Annotated in this window: 16 protein-coding genes; 8 read left to right on the plus strand and 8 right to left on the minus strand. The window is 43.3% G+C overall.

Annotation, left to right across the window (positions count from 1 at the left end; genetic code table 11):
• Positions 1-68: 68 nt before the first annotated feature.
• From AC0J2F_RS00670 to AC0J2F_RS00680, 3 genes are all read left to right on the plus strand, one after another.
• The gene (locus tag AC0J2F_RS00670) at positions 69-230 is read left to right on the plus strand and encodes a hypothetical protein (RefSeq protein WP_473008124.1); all 162 of its coding nucleotides are present in this window, start codon (positions 69-71) and stop codon (positions 228-230) included.
• 50 nt (positions 231-280) lie between these two features.
• On the plus strand, positions 281-787 hold the full coding sequence (locus AC0J2F_RS00675; RefSeq protein ID WP_473008125.1) for a hypothetical protein: 507 nt from the start codon (positions 281-283) through the stop codon (positions 785-787).
• 68 nt (positions 788-855) lie between these two features.
• On the plus strand, positions 856-1,797 hold the full coding sequence (locus AC0J2F_RS00680; protein WP_473008126.1) for a hypothetical protein: 942 nt from the start codon (positions 856-858) through the stop codon (positions 1,795-1,797).
• Positions 1,798-1,844: 47 nt separating this feature from the next.
• Here the strand turns inward: AC0J2F_RS00680 and AC0J2F_RS00685 are convergent, their stop codons facing one another.
• Positions 1,845-2,651: a mechanosensitive ion channel family protein gene (locus AC0J2F_RS00685; protein WP_473008127.1), complete on the minus strand. Its 807-nt coding sequence runs from the start codon at positions 2,649-2,651 to the stop codon at positions 1,845-1,847.
• A 120-nt stretch (positions 2,652-2,771) separates the two neighbouring features.
• Here AC0J2F_RS00685 and gshB point away from each other — a divergent pair, with 120 nt between their 5' ends.
• The 3 genes from gshB to AC0J2F_RS00700 are packed head-to-tail and all read left to right on the plus strand — an operon-like array spanning position 2,772 to position 5,791.
• Positions 2,772-3,800 (plus strand): glutathione synthase, encoded by a 1,029-nt coding sequence (gshB, locus tag AC0J2F_RS00690; RefSeq protein WP_473008128.1) that lies wholly within the window; start codon positions 2,772-2,774, stop codon positions 3,798-3,800.
• Entirely contained in the window at positions 3,800-4,630 is an 831-nt protein-coding gene (locus AC0J2F_RS00695; protein ID WP_473008129.1) for an N-formylglutamate amidohydrolase, read from the plus strand. The genes gshB and AC0J2F_RS00695 overlap by 1 nt, the downstream gene beginning before the upstream one ends.
• A 3-nt stretch (positions 4,631-4,633) precedes the next feature.
• Entirely contained in the window at positions 4,634-5,791 is a 1,158-nt protein-coding gene (locus tag AC0J2F_RS00700; protein WP_473008130.1) for a flavohemoglobin expression-modulating QEGLA motif protein, read from the plus strand.
• A 24-nt stretch (positions 5,792-5,815) separates the two neighbouring features.
• Here the strand turns inward: AC0J2F_RS00700 and AC0J2F_RS00705 are convergent, their stop codons facing one another.
• The 3 genes from AC0J2F_RS00705 to AC0J2F_RS00715 all read right to left on the minus strand — a co-directional run bounded on the left by AC0J2F_RS00705 (position 5,816) and on the right by AC0J2F_RS00715 (position 9,261).
• Complete coding sequence (locus AC0J2F_RS00705) at positions 5,816-6,529, minus strand: DUF4139 domain-containing protein (RefSeq protein WP_473008131.1); 714 nt, start codon at positions 6,527-6,529, stop codon at positions 5,816-5,818.
• A 156-nt stretch (positions 6,530-6,685) separates the two neighbouring features.
• Positions 6,686-7,093: a thiol-disulfide oxidoreductase DCC family protein gene (locus AC0J2F_RS00710; protein WP_473008132.1), complete on the minus strand. Its 408-nt coding sequence runs from the start codon at positions 7,091-7,093 to the stop codon at positions 6,686-6,688.
• On the minus strand, positions 7,090-9,261 hold the full coding sequence (locus AC0J2F_RS00715; protein WP_473008133.1) for an endonuclease MutS2: 2,172 nt from the start codon (positions 9,259-9,261) through the stop codon (positions 7,090-7,092). The genes AC0J2F_RS00710 and AC0J2F_RS00715 overlap by 4 nt, the downstream gene beginning before the upstream one ends.
• A gap of 52 nt (positions 9,262-9,313) precedes the next feature.
• On the opposite strand from AC0J2F_RS00715, the gene ung reads away from it, so the two are divergent.
• The gene (gene ung / locus AC0J2F_RS00720) at positions 9,314-9,979 is read left to right on the plus strand and encodes a uracil-DNA glycosylase (RefSeq protein ID WP_473008134.1); all 666 of its coding nucleotides are present in this window, start codon (positions 9,314-9,316) and stop codon (positions 9,977-9,979) included.
• A 225-nt stretch (positions 9,980-10,204) separates the two neighbouring features.
• Here ung and AC0J2F_RS00725 read toward each other — a convergent pair whose 3' ends face one another.
• Genes AC0J2F_RS00725 through AC0J2F_RS00740 form a run of 4 tightly spaced genes read right to left on the minus strand, consistent with a single transcriptional unit; the run spans position 10,205 to position 13,242 of the window.
• Entirely contained in the window at positions 10,205-11,080 is an 876-nt protein-coding gene (locus tag AC0J2F_RS00725) for a substrate-binding domain-containing protein (RefSeq protein WP_473008135.1), read from the minus strand.
• The gene (locus AC0J2F_RS00730) at positions 11,077-11,946 is read right to left on the minus strand and encodes a nucleoside phosphorylase (RefSeq protein WP_473008136.1); all 870 of its coding nucleotides are present in this window, start codon (positions 11,944-11,946) and stop codon (positions 11,077-11,079) included. Before AC0J2F_RS00730 ends, AC0J2F_RS00725 begins: the two co-directional genes overlap by 4 nt.
• Positions 11,947-11,958: 12 nt before the next feature.
• Positions 11,959-12,291: a translation initiation factor gene (locus AC0J2F_RS00735; RefSeq protein WP_473008137.1), complete on the minus strand. Its 333-nt coding sequence runs from the start codon at positions 12,289-12,291 to the stop codon at positions 11,959-11,961.
• Positions 12,292-13,242 (minus strand): isopenicillin N synthase family dioxygenase, encoded by a 951-nt coding sequence (locus AC0J2F_RS00740; protein WP_473008138.1) that lies wholly within the window; start codon positions 13,240-13,242, stop codon positions 12,292-12,294.
• Between the two features lie 177 nt (positions 13,243-13,419).
• On the opposite strand from AC0J2F_RS00740, the gene AC0J2F_RS00745 reads away from it, so the two are divergent.
• Positions 13,420-15,426, plus strand: a complete 2,007-nt coding sequence (locus AC0J2F_RS00745; RefSeq protein ID WP_473008139.1) for an alpha-ketoacid dehydrogenase subunit alpha/beta — start codon at positions 13,420-13,422, stop codon at positions 15,424-15,426.
• Positions 15,427-15,438: the final 12 nt, after the last annotated feature.

The raw sequence follows: 15,438 nt of genomic DNA on the forward strand, positions 1-15,438 counted from the left end.
TTAATTTACAGATAACTTAATTGTTGTCAGTACTTTATTATTTTGCAGGGTATCCGATTTGATTAACAATGCAAAAGATGATTCTTTTGTGTTTATTCATCCTCACAAACTGGAGCTTAATCACGGCTCAGGTTGGAATAAACACAACTTCTCCCAGTGATGCCGCGGTATTGGATATAAATAGCAGTGCGGACGGCATCAATTACGGAGGACTCTTATTCCTCGCGTAGACCTTACACAGCGGGCAGCAATCGCTGCCGGAGCAGCAGACGATGGTTTAATGATTTATCTAATTGATGGCGGTACGCGCTGTGTCCAGATCTGGGATGGCGTGAATTCGGTTTGGGATGATGTTTACTGCATGCCGATCATAGCTGCAGATCCTTGGATCAATGAATTCCACTATGACAATAATGGCGCCGACACCAATGAAGCTGTCGAGATCGCCGGGGAGGCTGGTTTTGATCTAAGCGGTTGGTCTGTATTGCTATACAACGGATCAGGTGGTATTGTCTACGCAACCATAAGTCTTAGCGGAACCATACCCGATGAAGGCAGTGGTTTCGGAACACTTGCATTTACTTCCACACTACAAAACGAACCAGATGGCTTCGCCTTAGTAAACCCTTCTGGTGCGGTGATTCAGTTTTTGAGCTATGAAGGCTCTTTCACTGCGACCGATGGAGCAGCAAGCGGCATGACTTCAGTTGATGTCGGCGTTGCAGAGAGCGGCTCAACGGCTGCCCGATTCTTTACAGTTAAGGGGTACAGGAAGTCAGTACAGTGATTTTACATGGTCTTCACCCGCTAGCAGTACTTTTGGAAGTATCAATACTTTCCAAACCATCAATTAGTATGATTTCCAAGTTAGCAATAGCCTTATCGCTTCTTTTTGGACTAAATGCCTTTGGTCAAGTAGCAATAGGAACAACGGTTCCAAACACTGCGGCCGTTTTACATTTGGAATCTCAGAATTTAAAGACCTTGAACTACGGCGGATTTTTAATGCCTGTAGTGACAGAGGCGCAACAAGCCAGTATACCGGTAAGCACTGCGGATGCATCCGATGATGGCCTTATGGTATACGTAAGTGACCCGATAACAGGCAAGCACTGCTGGGATATTTATGATGGTGTGCAACACCTGTGGCGCAGTATTAGCTGTCAAACTGTGGCCAGCTGTTCAGATATCTTGTTCGAGGAGGATTTTAATTCTTATGCGGAAAATTCCGGAGTTACTGGTGCCTCTTCGACCAATGGAGATTATCCGGCAAGTGTTACCAAATGGACTTTAACCAGTTTTGACAGCTTTGGGTCTTCAACTCCTGCTTTACCCGGCACATTGGTGGATGCAAGCGATTACGGCCTAGTGACCGGAGGAGCTTTAGAGATGCGCGATACCAACGGGGTGTTTCAATTCGAAACGGCCACTATAGACATAACTGGTTATACTGATATTGTAATTGGGTTTGATGTTAGCGGTAGAGGAGATTTTGAATATGATACCACTGCACATAGTGGCGATTATAACTGCGGATTCGACAATTCGGACTACTTAGATATCGAATATTCCATAGACGGAGCTGCCTTTGTAGAAGTGCCTAGCTTCTCGCTAGTGGGTACGCCAAACCATACCTTTGTGTTCGACGAGACCTTTGCCAGTGATGGTAGCTTGGTAAATTTCTCAACTACCTTATCGGGTTTAACGGGTACAGCTCTAGTGATCCGTATTAGAGCTCAGAACTGGTCTGGTTCAGAATATATCTCGGTAGATAATATTGTGGTAAGATGTAATTAAAAAAAGGGCCGGCAAGGCCCTTTTGATTTTTATTATTCAGAGGTTCTCTATTTCTGAATTTCCACTTGATGTGGGTAAGGAATTTCAATACCGGCAGCATCTAGGGCTAACTTGGCATTTTCCAAGGTGTTGAAATATACGGTCCAGTAATCTTCTGTTTTTACCCAAGGTCTAACGGCAAAATTTACAGAACTGTCGGCCAATTCACTAACATCCACAGTAGGGGCAGGGTCACTCAATACTTCTGCTTGGTCCGTAAGTACTTTCATCAAAACATCTTTGGTTTGTTTAATGTCTGAGTCGTAAGAAACTCCGATAGTGTGACGGACTTGAAGCGTTCCTTGAGCAGAGTAGTTGATAATATTACCATTGGATAATGCTCCATTAGGAAGGATAATCAACTTGTTTTCTGGGGAGGTTAATTTAGTTGTAAAGATCTCGATCTCTTTTACAACACCTAATTCTCCTTGCCCTTCAATTAGATCTCCTACTTTAAACGGCTTAAAGATCATGATCATCACTCCACCTGCAAAGTTGGATAGCGAGCCTTGAAGCGCCATACCAATGGCTAAACCTGCAGCAGCTAGAACCGCGGCAAAGGAAGTGGTTTCAATCCCTAGGTTTGCTAAAATGGCCAGGATGAGTAATACTTTTAGGATCCATCCGCAGAGATTCAACAAGAACTTCTGAAGACTTTCCTCGTAACTGGACTTGTTCATGGCTTTCTTGGCCACCTTGAGCAATCTCTTGATGATCCAGGATCCGACGATCCATATGACAATAGCCCCAATAACTTTTATGCCGTATTGGGTGGCTAATTCACTAAGCTGTTCTATAATCTTTTCAGTATCCATAAAGTGTGTTTTTTGTAAAAGTACGATTGCCATTAAAAATTCATAGGTCCCTAATTTAATTTTTATAACATTACAGTGTAAATTGCAAAAAAGTTCGATAAACTTCAATCGCCAGCCATTATGAATGTATGTTTTATCATGTATCCCTGGGAGGAAATGGACCCAGAAAACGATACAACACTATCCCTTATTCACGAATTTGTTCGCAGAGGCCACGGTACGGCAATGACTACACCGGCCAATCTAACCATACGCGACAGTGTTGCTTATGCTTTTTGTCGCTGTATAAAACGTCCGGATAAGGTTGCTAAGAATCTAAAGTCTTTTCACGCCAAGACAGAGCTCTACGAAGAGATGCTGCCCCTGGCCGGTTTCGACGTCATTATACTTCGGTCTAATCCACCTTTGGACATGATCATGTTGAACTTCTTGGATTCGGTCAAAGATGACGTATTCATTATGAACGATCTGGACGGAATCCGCAGAGCAAACAACAAATTGTACACGGCTGTATTTGAAGATGAGAACAATGAGATCATTCCGCGCACGCATGTGACCAAGAACAAAGAATATCTCAAAAAGATCATTAAAGAAGGGCCAGAGAAGATGATCCTTAAACCCTTAAATGGTTTTGGTGGCTCCGGAGTGATCCTTATTGAGAAACGCGCTATGCTAAGTATCAATTCACTTTTAGATTTCTATATAGACAACAACGATGGTACAACTAACTATGTGATCCTTCAGGATTATATAGAAGGGGCAGATCAAGGCGATGTTCGTATTCTATTGCTTAACGGACGCCCTATTGGCGCCATGAAGCGTGTTCCTGGAGAAGAAGATCACCGCTCGAATGTAAGCGCCGGTGGCTCGGTACAAAAACACACCTTGACCAAGCAAGAAAAAGAACTCTGCCGCAGAATTGGCCCAAAATTGGTTAAAGACGGCTTATACTTTGTTGGTATTGACGTGATAAACGGTAAACTGGTAGAGGTAAACGTGATGTCTCCCGGTGGAATTACTTATATCAATAAAGTATACAAGACCCGCCTTCAAGAAAAAGTGATCGACTTTGTAGAAGACAAAGTACTGGAGCGAGTAAAAGCATTTGAACGTCGCACCAAGTTGCGCAAACACGTTGATGACGCATAATGGAAAGACTTACGGTAGCACAGATCATTGCCAACATCAAGGCCGAGCGCCCATTTCATGCGGTAGCTGATGATTATTCCTTTACCCTAAAGATAGACGATTACGTGCCTTTTGTCTGCGGAGCCGTACATGACGGGCATCAATTTCGAGACGAACTTTGGGAGCACTGTTTACACACAGAATACGAGCGTTGGTTCGAGGAAGATCCGGAGACCAGGAATATGGTGATTAGTCATCCGATAATCATTGCAGGTTGCGATTCGCGCTTTGAATACGATCTGAACCGAGCGCCGGAAGTTGCTATCTACGACGACGCCTGGGGCAAACAGCTCTGGCGACAGCCTTTAGCACCGGCCATGAAGCAGCGTAGCTTAGACAAACACAGTCGCTTTTATCAAGTGGTCCATGCCCTTATTCAGAAGCTGGAGAAAAAAAATAAAAGTGTTATTGTTTACGATATGCATTCCTACAATTGGAAACGCTGGGATAGAGAAGTACCTGTGATCAACCTAGGGACCAAGAATATCGACAATGAGCGTTTTGGAGCCCATGTGGAGTCATGGCGAGCCAGTTTAGCAGAGCTGGACCTGCCAGGAGTGGCAGAGACCACAAGTAAGATCAACGACACCTTTTTTGGTAACGGCTATTTCTTAAAATACATCACCCAAAATTTTGACAACACTCTGGTACTGGCTACGGAATACAAGAAGATCTACTGCGATGAGCTTAAACAGATCATTTTTCCGGAGGTAGTACACGCGATCGAAGAGCAGATGAGAGACCGCGTAAAGGCCCACGCTACGGCCTTTTACAATGAATTTTCGCGTTAATTTATGATCGATTCCCTAAAAGAGACCCATCCGAAGTTATTTGAGATAGATCAGCAATTGCACCACTTGGTGCGAAAAATAGAGTTGTTGAACTATGTGAACCCTATAAACATTGAAGATCAGAAAAGGCAGTTCTTTGCACATCGCTTTAGCACAGAACCCAACTTTAGGTATCGCAAGATCGATTTTGACCCGCATTTATTGCAGCGAGAACTCTATTCCCTTAAAATAGACGAGATAGAAGACCAGGCGAGCTATAGTTTCTATAAAGAGGTAATAGATGAATACGCAGCCCTAATAAAGTGTATTGAGACCATTGGTCAGGGCAAGAAGTTCTATTATAATTCGCTAAGAAGTTTTGGAACACCAACGCAACGTGATGTTGAGAACGCTCGTTTTATCTTACACTTTGAGGACGAACCATACAACAATGAGATGTTCCCGGTTTATGGAGTAGAAGAAGCGGAGGCCTATTTTAAAGAATTCACCAAACGTTACGATTTTAAGTTCAAGATCAAACTGAGTACCAAGCTCAGTGCCGCAGCCATGGTTCTGAACAATACCCAAACCTTAGTTTTAAAGAAAAATCATCGTTTTAGTGCCAATCAGCTAAAAGTATTGGCCAATCACGAGATAGGGGTTCATATGGTGACCACCTTTAACGGAATGCGACAACCGGTGCAGTTGTTCTTTAATGGTTTTCCGAACAATGTAGAGACTCAAGAAGGCCTTGCGGTTATGAGCGAATATATGAGTGATTGCCTTACCTTGTATCGCCTTAAAGAATTGGCGTATCGCGTACTAGCGGTAGACAGTTTACTTAAAGGATATAACTTTTGCGATACTTTTGATTTGCTGCACGCCCAGTACAAGCTCAATAAGGACGAAGCCTTTTCAATTGCGTTGCGAGTGCATCGCGGAGGAGGTTACACCAAGGACTATCTGTATTTAACGGGCCTTAAAAAGGTATATGATTTTTACCACCGAGGCGAAGACATGAACACTTTGCTTACCGGAAAGGTGACTCTGGAACATAAATCGCTCATAGACCTATGGCTAAAAGAAGGGATAGCCTTAGCTCCGAAGTATGAAAATCACGCCTTTGAAAAGAACGACAATACCAACACTAAGATCGATTTTATCTTACAGAACTTAAAATAGAAAAGGCCCTTAGCGGGCCTTTTTTTATAGGTTGATTCTTTGTTGCTTCGGATGTTTTACAGTAAAACTAAAGTTCTTTTGTTCGGTTCCATGAGGAGCTAATTGCACTTCCCAACGAATGATTCCGGTCTGTTCATTGTATTGGCCATTGCCGAATTCAAGATCTTCTACCTTGATCTCTTTATTCTGAGAGATAGGGATACGATCTTCTATGATCAATGCTACCCCTATGGCTTTGTATAATATATTAACAGGAGCGGTCGTGCTGGTCGCTCTAACATCATAGGTTGGGTACCAACCTGCAGTAGCTACCGTATAACTCACACTCAGGTCAATAGGCGCAGCGTTAGGAGCATCAATGATAATTTCTATGACGCCGCGTTTTTCGTTCTTTTCGGTTTGCAAAGCGGTTATCTCCTTATACAGATCCACCTTGATCAGCTTTAAACTATCGATCTCGAATTCTAAATTGAGCAGTTCATTTTTGATCGCTGTAGTGCGGTCTCTATAATACAGTGTCATTTCTTTGACTCGTTCTATAGAGATATTGCTCTGATCTCCGTGAATGATCTGATTCTTCCCTAGAATCTTGAGTTCTTCGTTAAAGCCAGCCACGGTGTTGTTAATGCGTTTAATGGCCTTGTCTACTTGTTCTTGCCTTAATTTTAAGGTGTTGTATGATGCGGAGGGCTCTTTCTTTTCTAAATAGTCAATACGATATAGTTCTCTGTTGCCCATCCGCTAAAGGCAATAAATACTAGGAGTAATTGTACTATTCTTGTCATGGCTATACGTTTTAGTTCGTACCAAAACTAGCCCGATAGTATTGCCCCAAAAAGGCATAATGATTGAACAAGGCTTTTGAATAAGGCTGCCTCGCTTCTTAGTGAGGGATCAAAGAAATTTAGCCTTCAATTCTGGAGTTGGGATCATGCAAGATTCTTTTTTACCGTACCACTTATAACGGTTACGTGCCACAAAGTCGTAGACCCAATTGCGAATAAAGTTCGGAATGATCATAAATCCGTAGAGCAGGGGGTAAGCACCACTCATATATTTGGAAATGCGCAAAGCAGCTGCAGATTTACTATAAACCTTGTTGTTCTCTATCAAGATAATAGAATCCACCTTTGAAGTATCTATGCCGTGCTCTGCCACCAAGGCCTGTCCAATGTCACTTTGCAAGGCTGCAAAGCGAAAATTATCTTTTGGATCGCGTTTTATAACAAAGGTCACAGCGCCATTACAGAGGTTGCAAACCCCGTCAAAGAGAATGATCTTATGTGTGGCTGTATTGCTCATACCTTTTCTAATTGCGTCACTGCTACTTTAGTCGTAAAGATACCGTAATTCACTACAGCGGTGTCCTTTTCAAGTGAATCTAGGGTTCCTATGGCCTTTCCGTCTATCATTCGGACCCTATCTCCAACCTTAGGCAGCACTTTTGGTTTGGCGGCTTCTTGTTTCTTTTGCTGAGCTTTCTCTTGCTTTTTACGCTTGCGTATCACCGCCATTTCCTTTTCTACCTCTTCTTTAAGCTGATGTTTTTTTGCCTTTTCTTCTTTTTTTTGTGCTGGAGCTTTGGCTTTCTTAAGGGGTTTGCGCTTGGCGTTTTCCACGGCGACCAATTTCATAACTTCGTCTATAAGCTGGCGCTTGCGCTTGTGGTTGGCGTAAGATGCAGCTATACTGTCTATTTTCTTGCCGAGTTGAATCATGCGCTGTTGGCTGTCAAAAAGCTCCTGATAGCGTTCCAGTTTTTGCTGCACCTTTTGTTGGGCTTCTTCTAATTGGCGGGTCTCTTCTTTAGCCTTTTCTGCTTCGGATTTTAAACTGGCCGTGGTCTTTCGAATTACAGAGCGTTCCTTCTGCAGATTGGCAATAGTCTTGTCAAAACGGACCTTGCCGGCAGCGATCTTCTTTTTTGCTCTGTTGATAAGGCCATAGGGAATACCGTTCTTTTGTGCCACCTCAAAGGTATAGGAACTTCCAGCTTCCCCAATGAATAGGGTAAAGAGCGGCTCTAAAGACTTAGGATCGAATTGCATATTGGCATTTAGCGCATGGGGCAATTCGCTGGCCAGCAGTTTAAGGTTGGTGTAATGGGTAGTGATTATGCCAAAGGCTTCGCGCTCGTAAAACTCTTCTAAAAAGGTCTCTGCCAGCGCACCACCGAGCTCAGGGTCACTTCCTGTTCCGAATTCGTCTATTAAAAACAAGGTCTTGGCATTGCACTTCTTTAAAAAGTAGTTCATCTGCTTAAGACGATAGCTATAGGTACTTAAGTGGTTGTCTATGGACTGATTATCGCCAATGTCGCTCAATACGCGATCAAACCATCCGAAGCTACTGCTAGGATCTACAGGCACCAAGATCCCAGATTGCAGCATGAGTTGAAGCAAACCTACTGTTTTTAGGGTAATACTTTTACCTCCTGCGTTCGGCCCAGAGATCACAATAATCCTTTGGTCTTGGGTTAATTTTAGGGTCTGCGGAATCGTTTTTTCTTTGCGTTTGGCATTGCTGACCAACAAGAGCGGATGATAGGCATCCTTTAATATCAATTGTTTGTCATCTGCAATTCGAGGCATACACGCATTGATAGCCAAGGCGTATTTAGCTTTGGCATAGAGCACGTCTATTTGGGTCAAATAAGCCTGTCCATTGCGCAGATCCTCTAATGATGGTCGGTGCAAGTCCGTAAGTTCTTTTAAGATCTTCTTAATTGCTTCTGCCTCTTCGTAGAGCAAATTGCTCAGTTCATTCTCGTATTCCAAGGTAGCTCTGGGCTCCATGTAAACGATACTGCCGGTTTTTGAGCTACCAACCACTACTCCCATTACCTTGCGGCGGTGCATGGCCTTTACAGCCAAAACACGTTTACCTTCTACCACACTTTCTCGGATCTCGTCCAAATAATCACTTTTTATAGCGGCGGTAAGGGCTCTGTTGAACGAGCTGCTGATCTGTCCGCGAACGTGCTTCAGGCGTTTGCGAACCTCAAAGAGTTGCTCGGAGGCATCGTCCTTGATAAGACCGTGTCGGTCTACCACCTGATCTATTGCAGTCTTTAAATGGACACAGAGAACAACACGACTAGCCTGATCGTTGAGCTGCACATAAAACTCCTTATTCTTATCAAAAAAACGCTGTAAGCTATCTATGGTAGCGATTTGAGCGGCTATCTTTCTAAAACCTTCAAGTTCGATCTGACTGTTCTCAATATCCAATAGGTGGAGTTCTTTGTCGATCACGTCAAAATCGTGGTTGGGAATTCGGTTGTCTCCGCTTAAAGAGGCCAAGAATTCACGGGTCTGTTCTAATGCGATCAAAGCAGCCGCTTTGCCCTTATAAGGCTGTAACTGAATTGCAGCTGCTTTACCTGGTGCGGTAATGCAGCCTTCTGCAATTTGCGTTAGCAATTGCGGAAACTCCAGATCTTCTAAGGTCTTTTTAGGTATAGAAACCACCTTGATATTAAGTTGTAAATTCGTGTTTTAAAAGGCTACAAAAATACGGATTATGCAGCTAAAAATCGAACCGAGTTGGCAAGGGGTGCTCGCACCTGAGTTTGAAAAACAATATTTCGAGTCTTTGATAGCTTTTGTTCGATCTGAATACAAGAACTACAGCTGTTATCCGCCCGGAAAGTTGATCTTTAATGCCTTTAATGCTACCCCTTTTAATAAGGTAAAAGTGATTGTTATAGGTCAAGACCCTTATCACGGTCCTGGACAGGCAGAGGGATTGTGCTTTTCAGTTCCTCAGGGAGTCGCGTTGCCACCTTCTTTGGTCAATATTTACAAAGAACTGCAAGACGATCTGAATGTCAGCCCTCCGCAGCATGGGAGTTTAAAACATTGGGCCGAGCAAGGAGTCTTGCTTCTAAATGCTACTTTGACCGTGAGAGCCCACCAAGCCGGCTCGCATCAGAACAAAGGATGGGAATCATTTACCGATGCTGCCATAGCAGCGCTGAATCGCGATAGAGAAGGATTGGTTTTCTTACTCTGGGGAGGCTACGCCAAAAAGAAGGGCAAGAAAATAGACCGAGAAAAACACTTGGTATTAGAAACCGGACACCCTTCGCCTCTGAGTGCCAATCGCGGTTATTGGTTTGGAAACAAACATTTCAGTAAAACAAATGACTATTTGGAGGCCCGGGGATCGGCTCCAATTCAATGGTAAGTTTAGAAGATGTCTATTCTTCTTCTGGAACTTCTACTTCGCTGCAATCGTTGCAAGAGAACTGCAACAGGAGGAAGTTTGTTAGAAGCAATCCGCCTAATATGATAAAGAAGTAAGTCATGCTTAATTGTTAATTAGTACCTAATTAGATGCAGGAACTCAAAAAGGGTTGCGCAGATTCTTAAAAAAGATCAAAAAAAAATTTAACTGCAGCAAAAACGGAATTTAATCTACTGTAAATGTGTAGTTTAAATCGAAAATAATTTTAGAGGGATCCAAAGAATTTTCAATCAGTTCTAAATGCAGCAGTTGCTCTTGCACGGCTATTACTTGTTCAGGACTCAAGTTTTGCTGGCTCCACTGGGTTTGAGAAAGCCAAAGTTGAATATCCTCCAGTTTCTGATCGTATCTGTTGGCCAGCATTCTGTCAATGGCAGGAATTTGCTTGAATTCAAAGGTAGTTCGGTTGATGATCTCTAAAATATCTGTCACCATTTCCGGTTGGTTCTCCAGCAAATCCTCACGCACTGCGATCACAAAACAGGGCCAAGGTGTAGGGCATTCTCCTACCAATCGAAAAGTACCATCGTCTACATAAGGTTTGGTGGTAAACTTTTCCCACATGAAATAGTCACCTATACCTTGGGGTAGCTTTTCTAAAGCTCCACTCAAGTTTTTAACTAGTTCGAAATCCAAGTCCTTTTCCAAATCCCAACCTGCTTGTTGTGCGTGTACATAGGCCATCAGGTGAGATCCTGACCCGTAACGGCTTATCGCTGCTTTGGTGCCTTTGAGGTCATCGATCTGCTTATAATCCGAATCCGCAGCAACATGGATTCCCCAACGCAAAGGAGAAGAGACGAAGATCTGTACAATTTTAGACGGATTCCCTTTAACGATATCGGCAATAATACCCTCGGTAAGTATAACGGCCATATCAATACTACCGTCGCGAAGAGCTTTACACATGGCGCCCGTACCTCCTGGAAAATCTTTCCAACGCAAGTTGATTCCTTTTGGATGGTAGGCTTTTTCACGCAAGGTGAGATACCATGGGAGGTTAAAGTGTTCCGGCACTCCTCCGATCATTAAATTCGTCATTTCACTAATTCGTTTAAAGCAGTGGTTATCAATCTGTCGACAGCAGCCCCTGGATCCTTACTGAAAGTTCCTAATTCTCTATTGGCAAGAATGACATTCAATGAAAGTGCGTTGTGCCCCAAGAGATCTGCCATAGCGTAGATTCCTGCAGTTTCCATCTCCAGGTTTAAAATCCTATTGCCTTGAAAACTAAAGTTCTTCATGGCAGTATTGAGTTCTGGCTGAGCTAGAGGTATACGTAAGGTACGTCCTTGAGGTCCGTAAAAACCAACATTGGTAACCGTGATGCCCGGTAAAAAGCCCACTTCGGTGAATTTTTCTAACAAAGTACTATTGGCACTTACTGCATATGGATCAGAAAGGGGAGAAGCCCATTTAGAGGCCTTCATAAAGGTCTTGCTAAGGTCGGTATTGAAACGCCCCTTGTGCTCGTAGAAATACACAAAGTTGTCAAAGCCAATGGCATGGGCGCTAACCACTAAAGAATCCAAAGGCACATCTTCTTGCAAGCCGCCACAAGTACCTATGCGGATAATATCCAGACTGGTATGTGTGGTTTTAGCCGTACGATTATGCAAGTCAATATTAACCAGGGCATCTAATTCCGTCAGTACAATATCAATATTGTCCGTGCCTATTCCCGTAGAGATCACAGTGATCTCTTTTCCTTTATAGGTTCCGGTATGGGTTACAAATTCTCTCTTGGTGGTTTTAAAGCGAATACTGTCAAAATGAGCCGATACTTTTGCCACTCGAGCAGGATCGCCCACGGTAATGACGGTATTGGCAATGTCCTCAGGTTTGAGATGCAAGTGGTAAACGCTTCCATCTGGGTTTAAAACCAATTCGGATTCCGGTATATTCATAAATCTGTAGTATTAACCGCCTACGCGTTTTACCTGAAACCCCTGTGCTTTTAAGAATTCCATGATCTTGTCCCTATAATCCCCTTGGATAATGATCTGTTCGTCTTTAATACCGCCACCAACGCTAAGCAATTGCTTGATCTGTTTGGCTAACTCCTTAAAGTCGGAGGCAACTCCATTATAACCCGCAATGATAGTGGTAGGTTTGCCACGGCGCTTCTCATACTTACACAATAATGGTTCGTCCTGTATCCAAAAATCAGGCTTAGGCGAACTTTTGGGCGAAGATTCCGGCTCCGGCACATGATCCGGAAAGAGATTTTTTAATTGGTCCTGAAGATCCATTTATTTCTTAATTAAACCGATATCCACCAAGCGTTCATGCAAGAATTCACCAGCGGTAATATCGTCAAAGGCTTTAGGATGATCCGCATCCACACATTCAGGCATACAATCCAAACGCATATCGCTTCTTGGGTGCATAAAGAACGGAATGGAATACCGCGGTTGGTCCCATTGTTCTTTAGGAGGATTCACTACACGGTGGATGGTAGACCGCAGTTTGTTGTTGGTGTGTCTTTCTAGCATATCTCCAACGTTGATCACCAATTCGTCTTCATTTGGGATAGCATCTATCCATTCTCCATCTTTGCGCAATACCTGTAAACCTCCTGTGGAAGCGCCCATTAACAGGGTGATCAAGTTGATATCACCATGAGCTCCCGCACGTACGGCACCATCGGGTTCTTCAGTGATTGGAGGATAATGTATTGGTCTTAATATACTGTTCCCATTACTCGCCCAATGATCAAAATAGTGTTCGTCCACACCGATGTATAAGGCTAAAGCTCTGAGCACATAGATCCCTGTTTTTTCTAGCATGCGATAGGCTTCCATCCCAGTTGAGTTGAACTCAGGCAATTCATTTACATGCACGTTTTCAGGATATTCCTCTATCAGATTAGCATCCTCGTCTGGTTCTTGTCCGAAGTGCCAAAACTCTTTCAAATCTCCCTTCTTTCTGCCTTTGGCGTGTTCTTTTCCAAAGGAGATATAGCCGCGCTGTCCGCCAAGCCCTTCAATTTCATACTGTTGCTTGGTTTCTAGTGGGAGGGCGAAAAATGCCTTAACTTGCTCGTACAGCTTTTCGACCAATTCGTCTTTCAAAAAGTGATTCTTCAAGGAAACGAATCCGATCTCCTCGTAGGCAGTTCCGATCTGATCTACAAATCGCTGTTTGCGAGATGGATCATCAGACAAAAAATCGGCGAGATCAACGCTTGGAATATTGTTCATGTCGGTGGGTTTATTGTAATTGCAAATATATCAAAAATCCCACTCAACCTACAAATAATGCGGGTTCGGCTCTAAAGTCTTCTGCATCTGCTAGCTGTATTTTTACAAGTAAAATAAATACCCGTAGTCGTGCAGCATCGACTTAAATTTTCTACATTTGACCAGAAGAAATTTCCTATGAAATCAACGGCTGAGCATTCCATTCCATTCGATTATTCTACGGCAGCTTTATCTAATGAGACACTTTTGACGCTTTATCAGCGCATGCTCAAACCTAGAATGATCGAAGAGAAAATGCTCATTTTGTTGCGTCAAGGCAAGATTTCCAAGTGGTTCAGTGGCATTGGGCAAGAGGCCATTTCGGTTGGTGTAGCCTCTGTTTTAGATAAAGAGGAGTACATTCTGCCTATGCACCGCAACCTGGGCGTTTTTACCACTAGAGAAATCCCTTTAAATCGTCTTTTCTCTCAATGGCAGGGTAAAGCCAATGGTTTCACTAAAGGCCGTGATCGCAGTTTTCACTTTGGAACACAGCAATACAAGATCGTGGGTATGATCTCCCATTTAGGGCCGCAATTTGGTGTTGCTGATGGAATATCGCTGGCGAATCTTCTTAAGAAGAATAATCAGATCTGTGCTGTGTTCACCGGCGAAGGGGGGACTAGCGAAGGAGATATACATGAAGCATTGAACGTGGCCTCTGTGTGGAGTTTACCAGTGCTATTCTGTATAGAGAACAACGGCTATGGACTATCTACCCCTACATCAGAGCAGTATAATTGCGAACATTTGGCCGATAGAGGCAAGGGCTATGGTATGGAGTCGCATATTATAGAAGGAAACAATGTCGTAGAAGTTTACAGCCAATTAAAGGCAATTACCGACGATATGCGCGTTAATCCGCGGCCGGTTTTGGTAGAATTCAAGACCTTTAGAATGCGAGGCCATGAAGAGGCTAGTGGTACCAAATATGTTCCACAGGATCTTATGGACCAATGGGCTGCTAAAGATCCGGTAGAAAATTTCGCTGCCTATTTAAGACAAGAAGGAGTCCTTACCGAGGCTATGGAGGTGGAATACAAATCTGTCATAGTACAGGAAATAAATGACAATTTGGAGCTTGCATTTGGTGAGAACGCAATAGAATCCAGTGAAAGTGAAGAGTTGGGTGATGTTTATCAAAGATTTGTATACCAAGAAGTTGAAAAATCAGAAAACACCCAAGAACTCCGTTTTGTAGATGCGATCTCTGAAGGTCTAAAGCAAAGCATGGAGCGCCATGATAATCTGGTTATCATGGGGCAAGATGTTGCAGAATACGGCGGTGTTTTTAAGATCACCGAAGGCTTTATTGAAAAGTTTGGTAAAGCTCGTGTAAGAAATACTCCCATTTGTGAATCGGCTATAGTTTCTGCTAGCATGGGACTTTCCATTAATGGTTATAAGTCAGTCATGGAAATGCAATTTGCAGACTTCGTGACCTCGGGTTTTAATCCGATAGTAAACTATTTGGCTAAATCGCATTACCGCTGGGGACAAGCCGCAGACGTAGTAGTGCGTATGCCTTGTGGAGCTGGGGTTGGCGCAGGACCTTTTCATTCTCAGACCAATGAAGCTTGGTTTACACATACACCTGGTCTAAAAGTGGTTTACCCAGCCTTCCCGGCAGATGCCAAGGGCTTATTAGCTACGGCTATAGAAGACCCGAACCCGGTACTTTTCTTTGAACACAAGGCCTTGTATCGCAGCATAAGACAAGAAGTACCTGTAAACTATTACACTTTACCACTCGGAAAGGCTGCGCAGCTCAAATCGGGAACAGATATTAGTATAATCACCTATGGAGCGGGAGTTCATTGGGCATTGGATGAGATCGAAAAACGTCCGGAAGTATCTGTAGACCTTATAGATCTACGCACTTTACAACCATTGGATATAGAAGCTATCTATGCCTCTGTAAAGCGTACAGGGAAAGTACTGCTATTGCAAGAAGATTCTATGTTTGGTGGTATAGCTTCGGATATAGCTGCTTTGATCGCCGAACATTGTTTTGAACATCTAGACGGACCAATCATGCGCGTGGCGAGTTTGGAGACGCCAATTCCTTTTGCTGCTGCCTTAGAAAAGAACTATTTACCCCAACAACGACTTACTGCTGCCATTGACAAACTTTTGGCCTACTAAAAATTTATAGCT

It is taken from the genome of Gilvibacter sp. CC01 (assembly GCF_055755295.1).

Excerpts from the sequence above, each read along its gene's own strand:
- ung (WP_473008134.1), top strand. The coding sequence starts at position 9,314 with ATGCAGCTAAAAATCGAACCGAGTTGGCAAGGGGTGCTCGCACCTGAG.
- AC0J2F_RS00705 (WP_473008131.1), bottom strand. The coding sequence starts at position 6,529 with ATGGGCAACAGAGAACTATATCGTATTGACTATTTAGAAAAGAAAGAG.
- gshB (WP_473008128.1), top strand. The coding sequence starts at position 2,772 with ATGAATGTATGTTTTATCATGTATCCCTGGGAGGAAATGGACCCAGAA.
- AC0J2F_RS00695 (WP_473008129.1), top strand. The coding sequence starts at position 3,800 with ATGGAAAGACTTACGGTAGCACAGATCATTGCCAACATCAAGGCCGAG.
- AC0J2F_RS00675 (WP_473008125.1), top strand. The coding sequence starts at position 281 with ATGATTTATCTAATTGATGGCGGTACGCGCTGTGTCCAGATCTGGGAT.
- AC0J2F_RS00680 (WP_473008126.1), top strand. The coding sequence starts at position 856 with ATGATTTCCAAGTTAGCAATAGCCTTATCGCTTCTTTTTGGACTAAAT.
- AC0J2F_RS00725 (WP_473008135.1), bottom strand. The coding sequence starts at position 11,080 with ATGACGAATTTAATGATCGGAGGAGTGCCGGAACACTTTAACCTCCCA.
- AC0J2F_RS00700 (WP_473008130.1), top strand. The coding sequence starts at position 4,634 with ATGATCGATTCCCTAAAAGAGACCCATCCGAAGTTATTTGAGATAGAT.
- AC0J2F_RS00730 (WP_473008136.1), bottom strand. The coding sequence starts at position 11,946 with ATGAATATACCGGAATCCGAATTGGTTTTAAACCCAGATGGAAGCGTT.
- AC0J2F_RS00740 (WP_473008138.1), bottom strand. The coding sequence starts at position 13,242 with ATGAACAATATTCCAAGCGTTGATCTCGCCGATTTTTTGTCTGATGAT.
- AC0J2F_RS00735 (WP_473008137.1), bottom strand. The coding sequence starts at position 12,291 with ATGGATCTTCAGGACCAATTAAAAAATCTCTTTCCGGATCATGTGCCG.
- AC0J2F_RS00685 (WP_473008127.1), bottom strand. The coding sequence starts at position 2,651 with ATGGATACTGAAAAGATTATAGAACAGCTTAGTGAATTAGCCACCCAA.
- AC0J2F_RS00670 (WP_473008124.1), top strand. The coding sequence starts at position 69 with ATGCAAAAGATGATTCTTTTGTGTTTATTCATCCTCACAAACTGGAGC.
- AC0J2F_RS00710 (WP_473008132.1), bottom strand. The coding sequence starts at position 7,093 with ATGAGCAATACAGCCACACATAAGATCATTCTCTTTGACGGGGTTTGC.
- AC0J2F_RS00745 (WP_473008139.1), top strand. The coding sequence starts at position 13,420 with ATGAAATCAACGGCTGAGCATTCCATTCCATTCGATTATTCTACGGCA.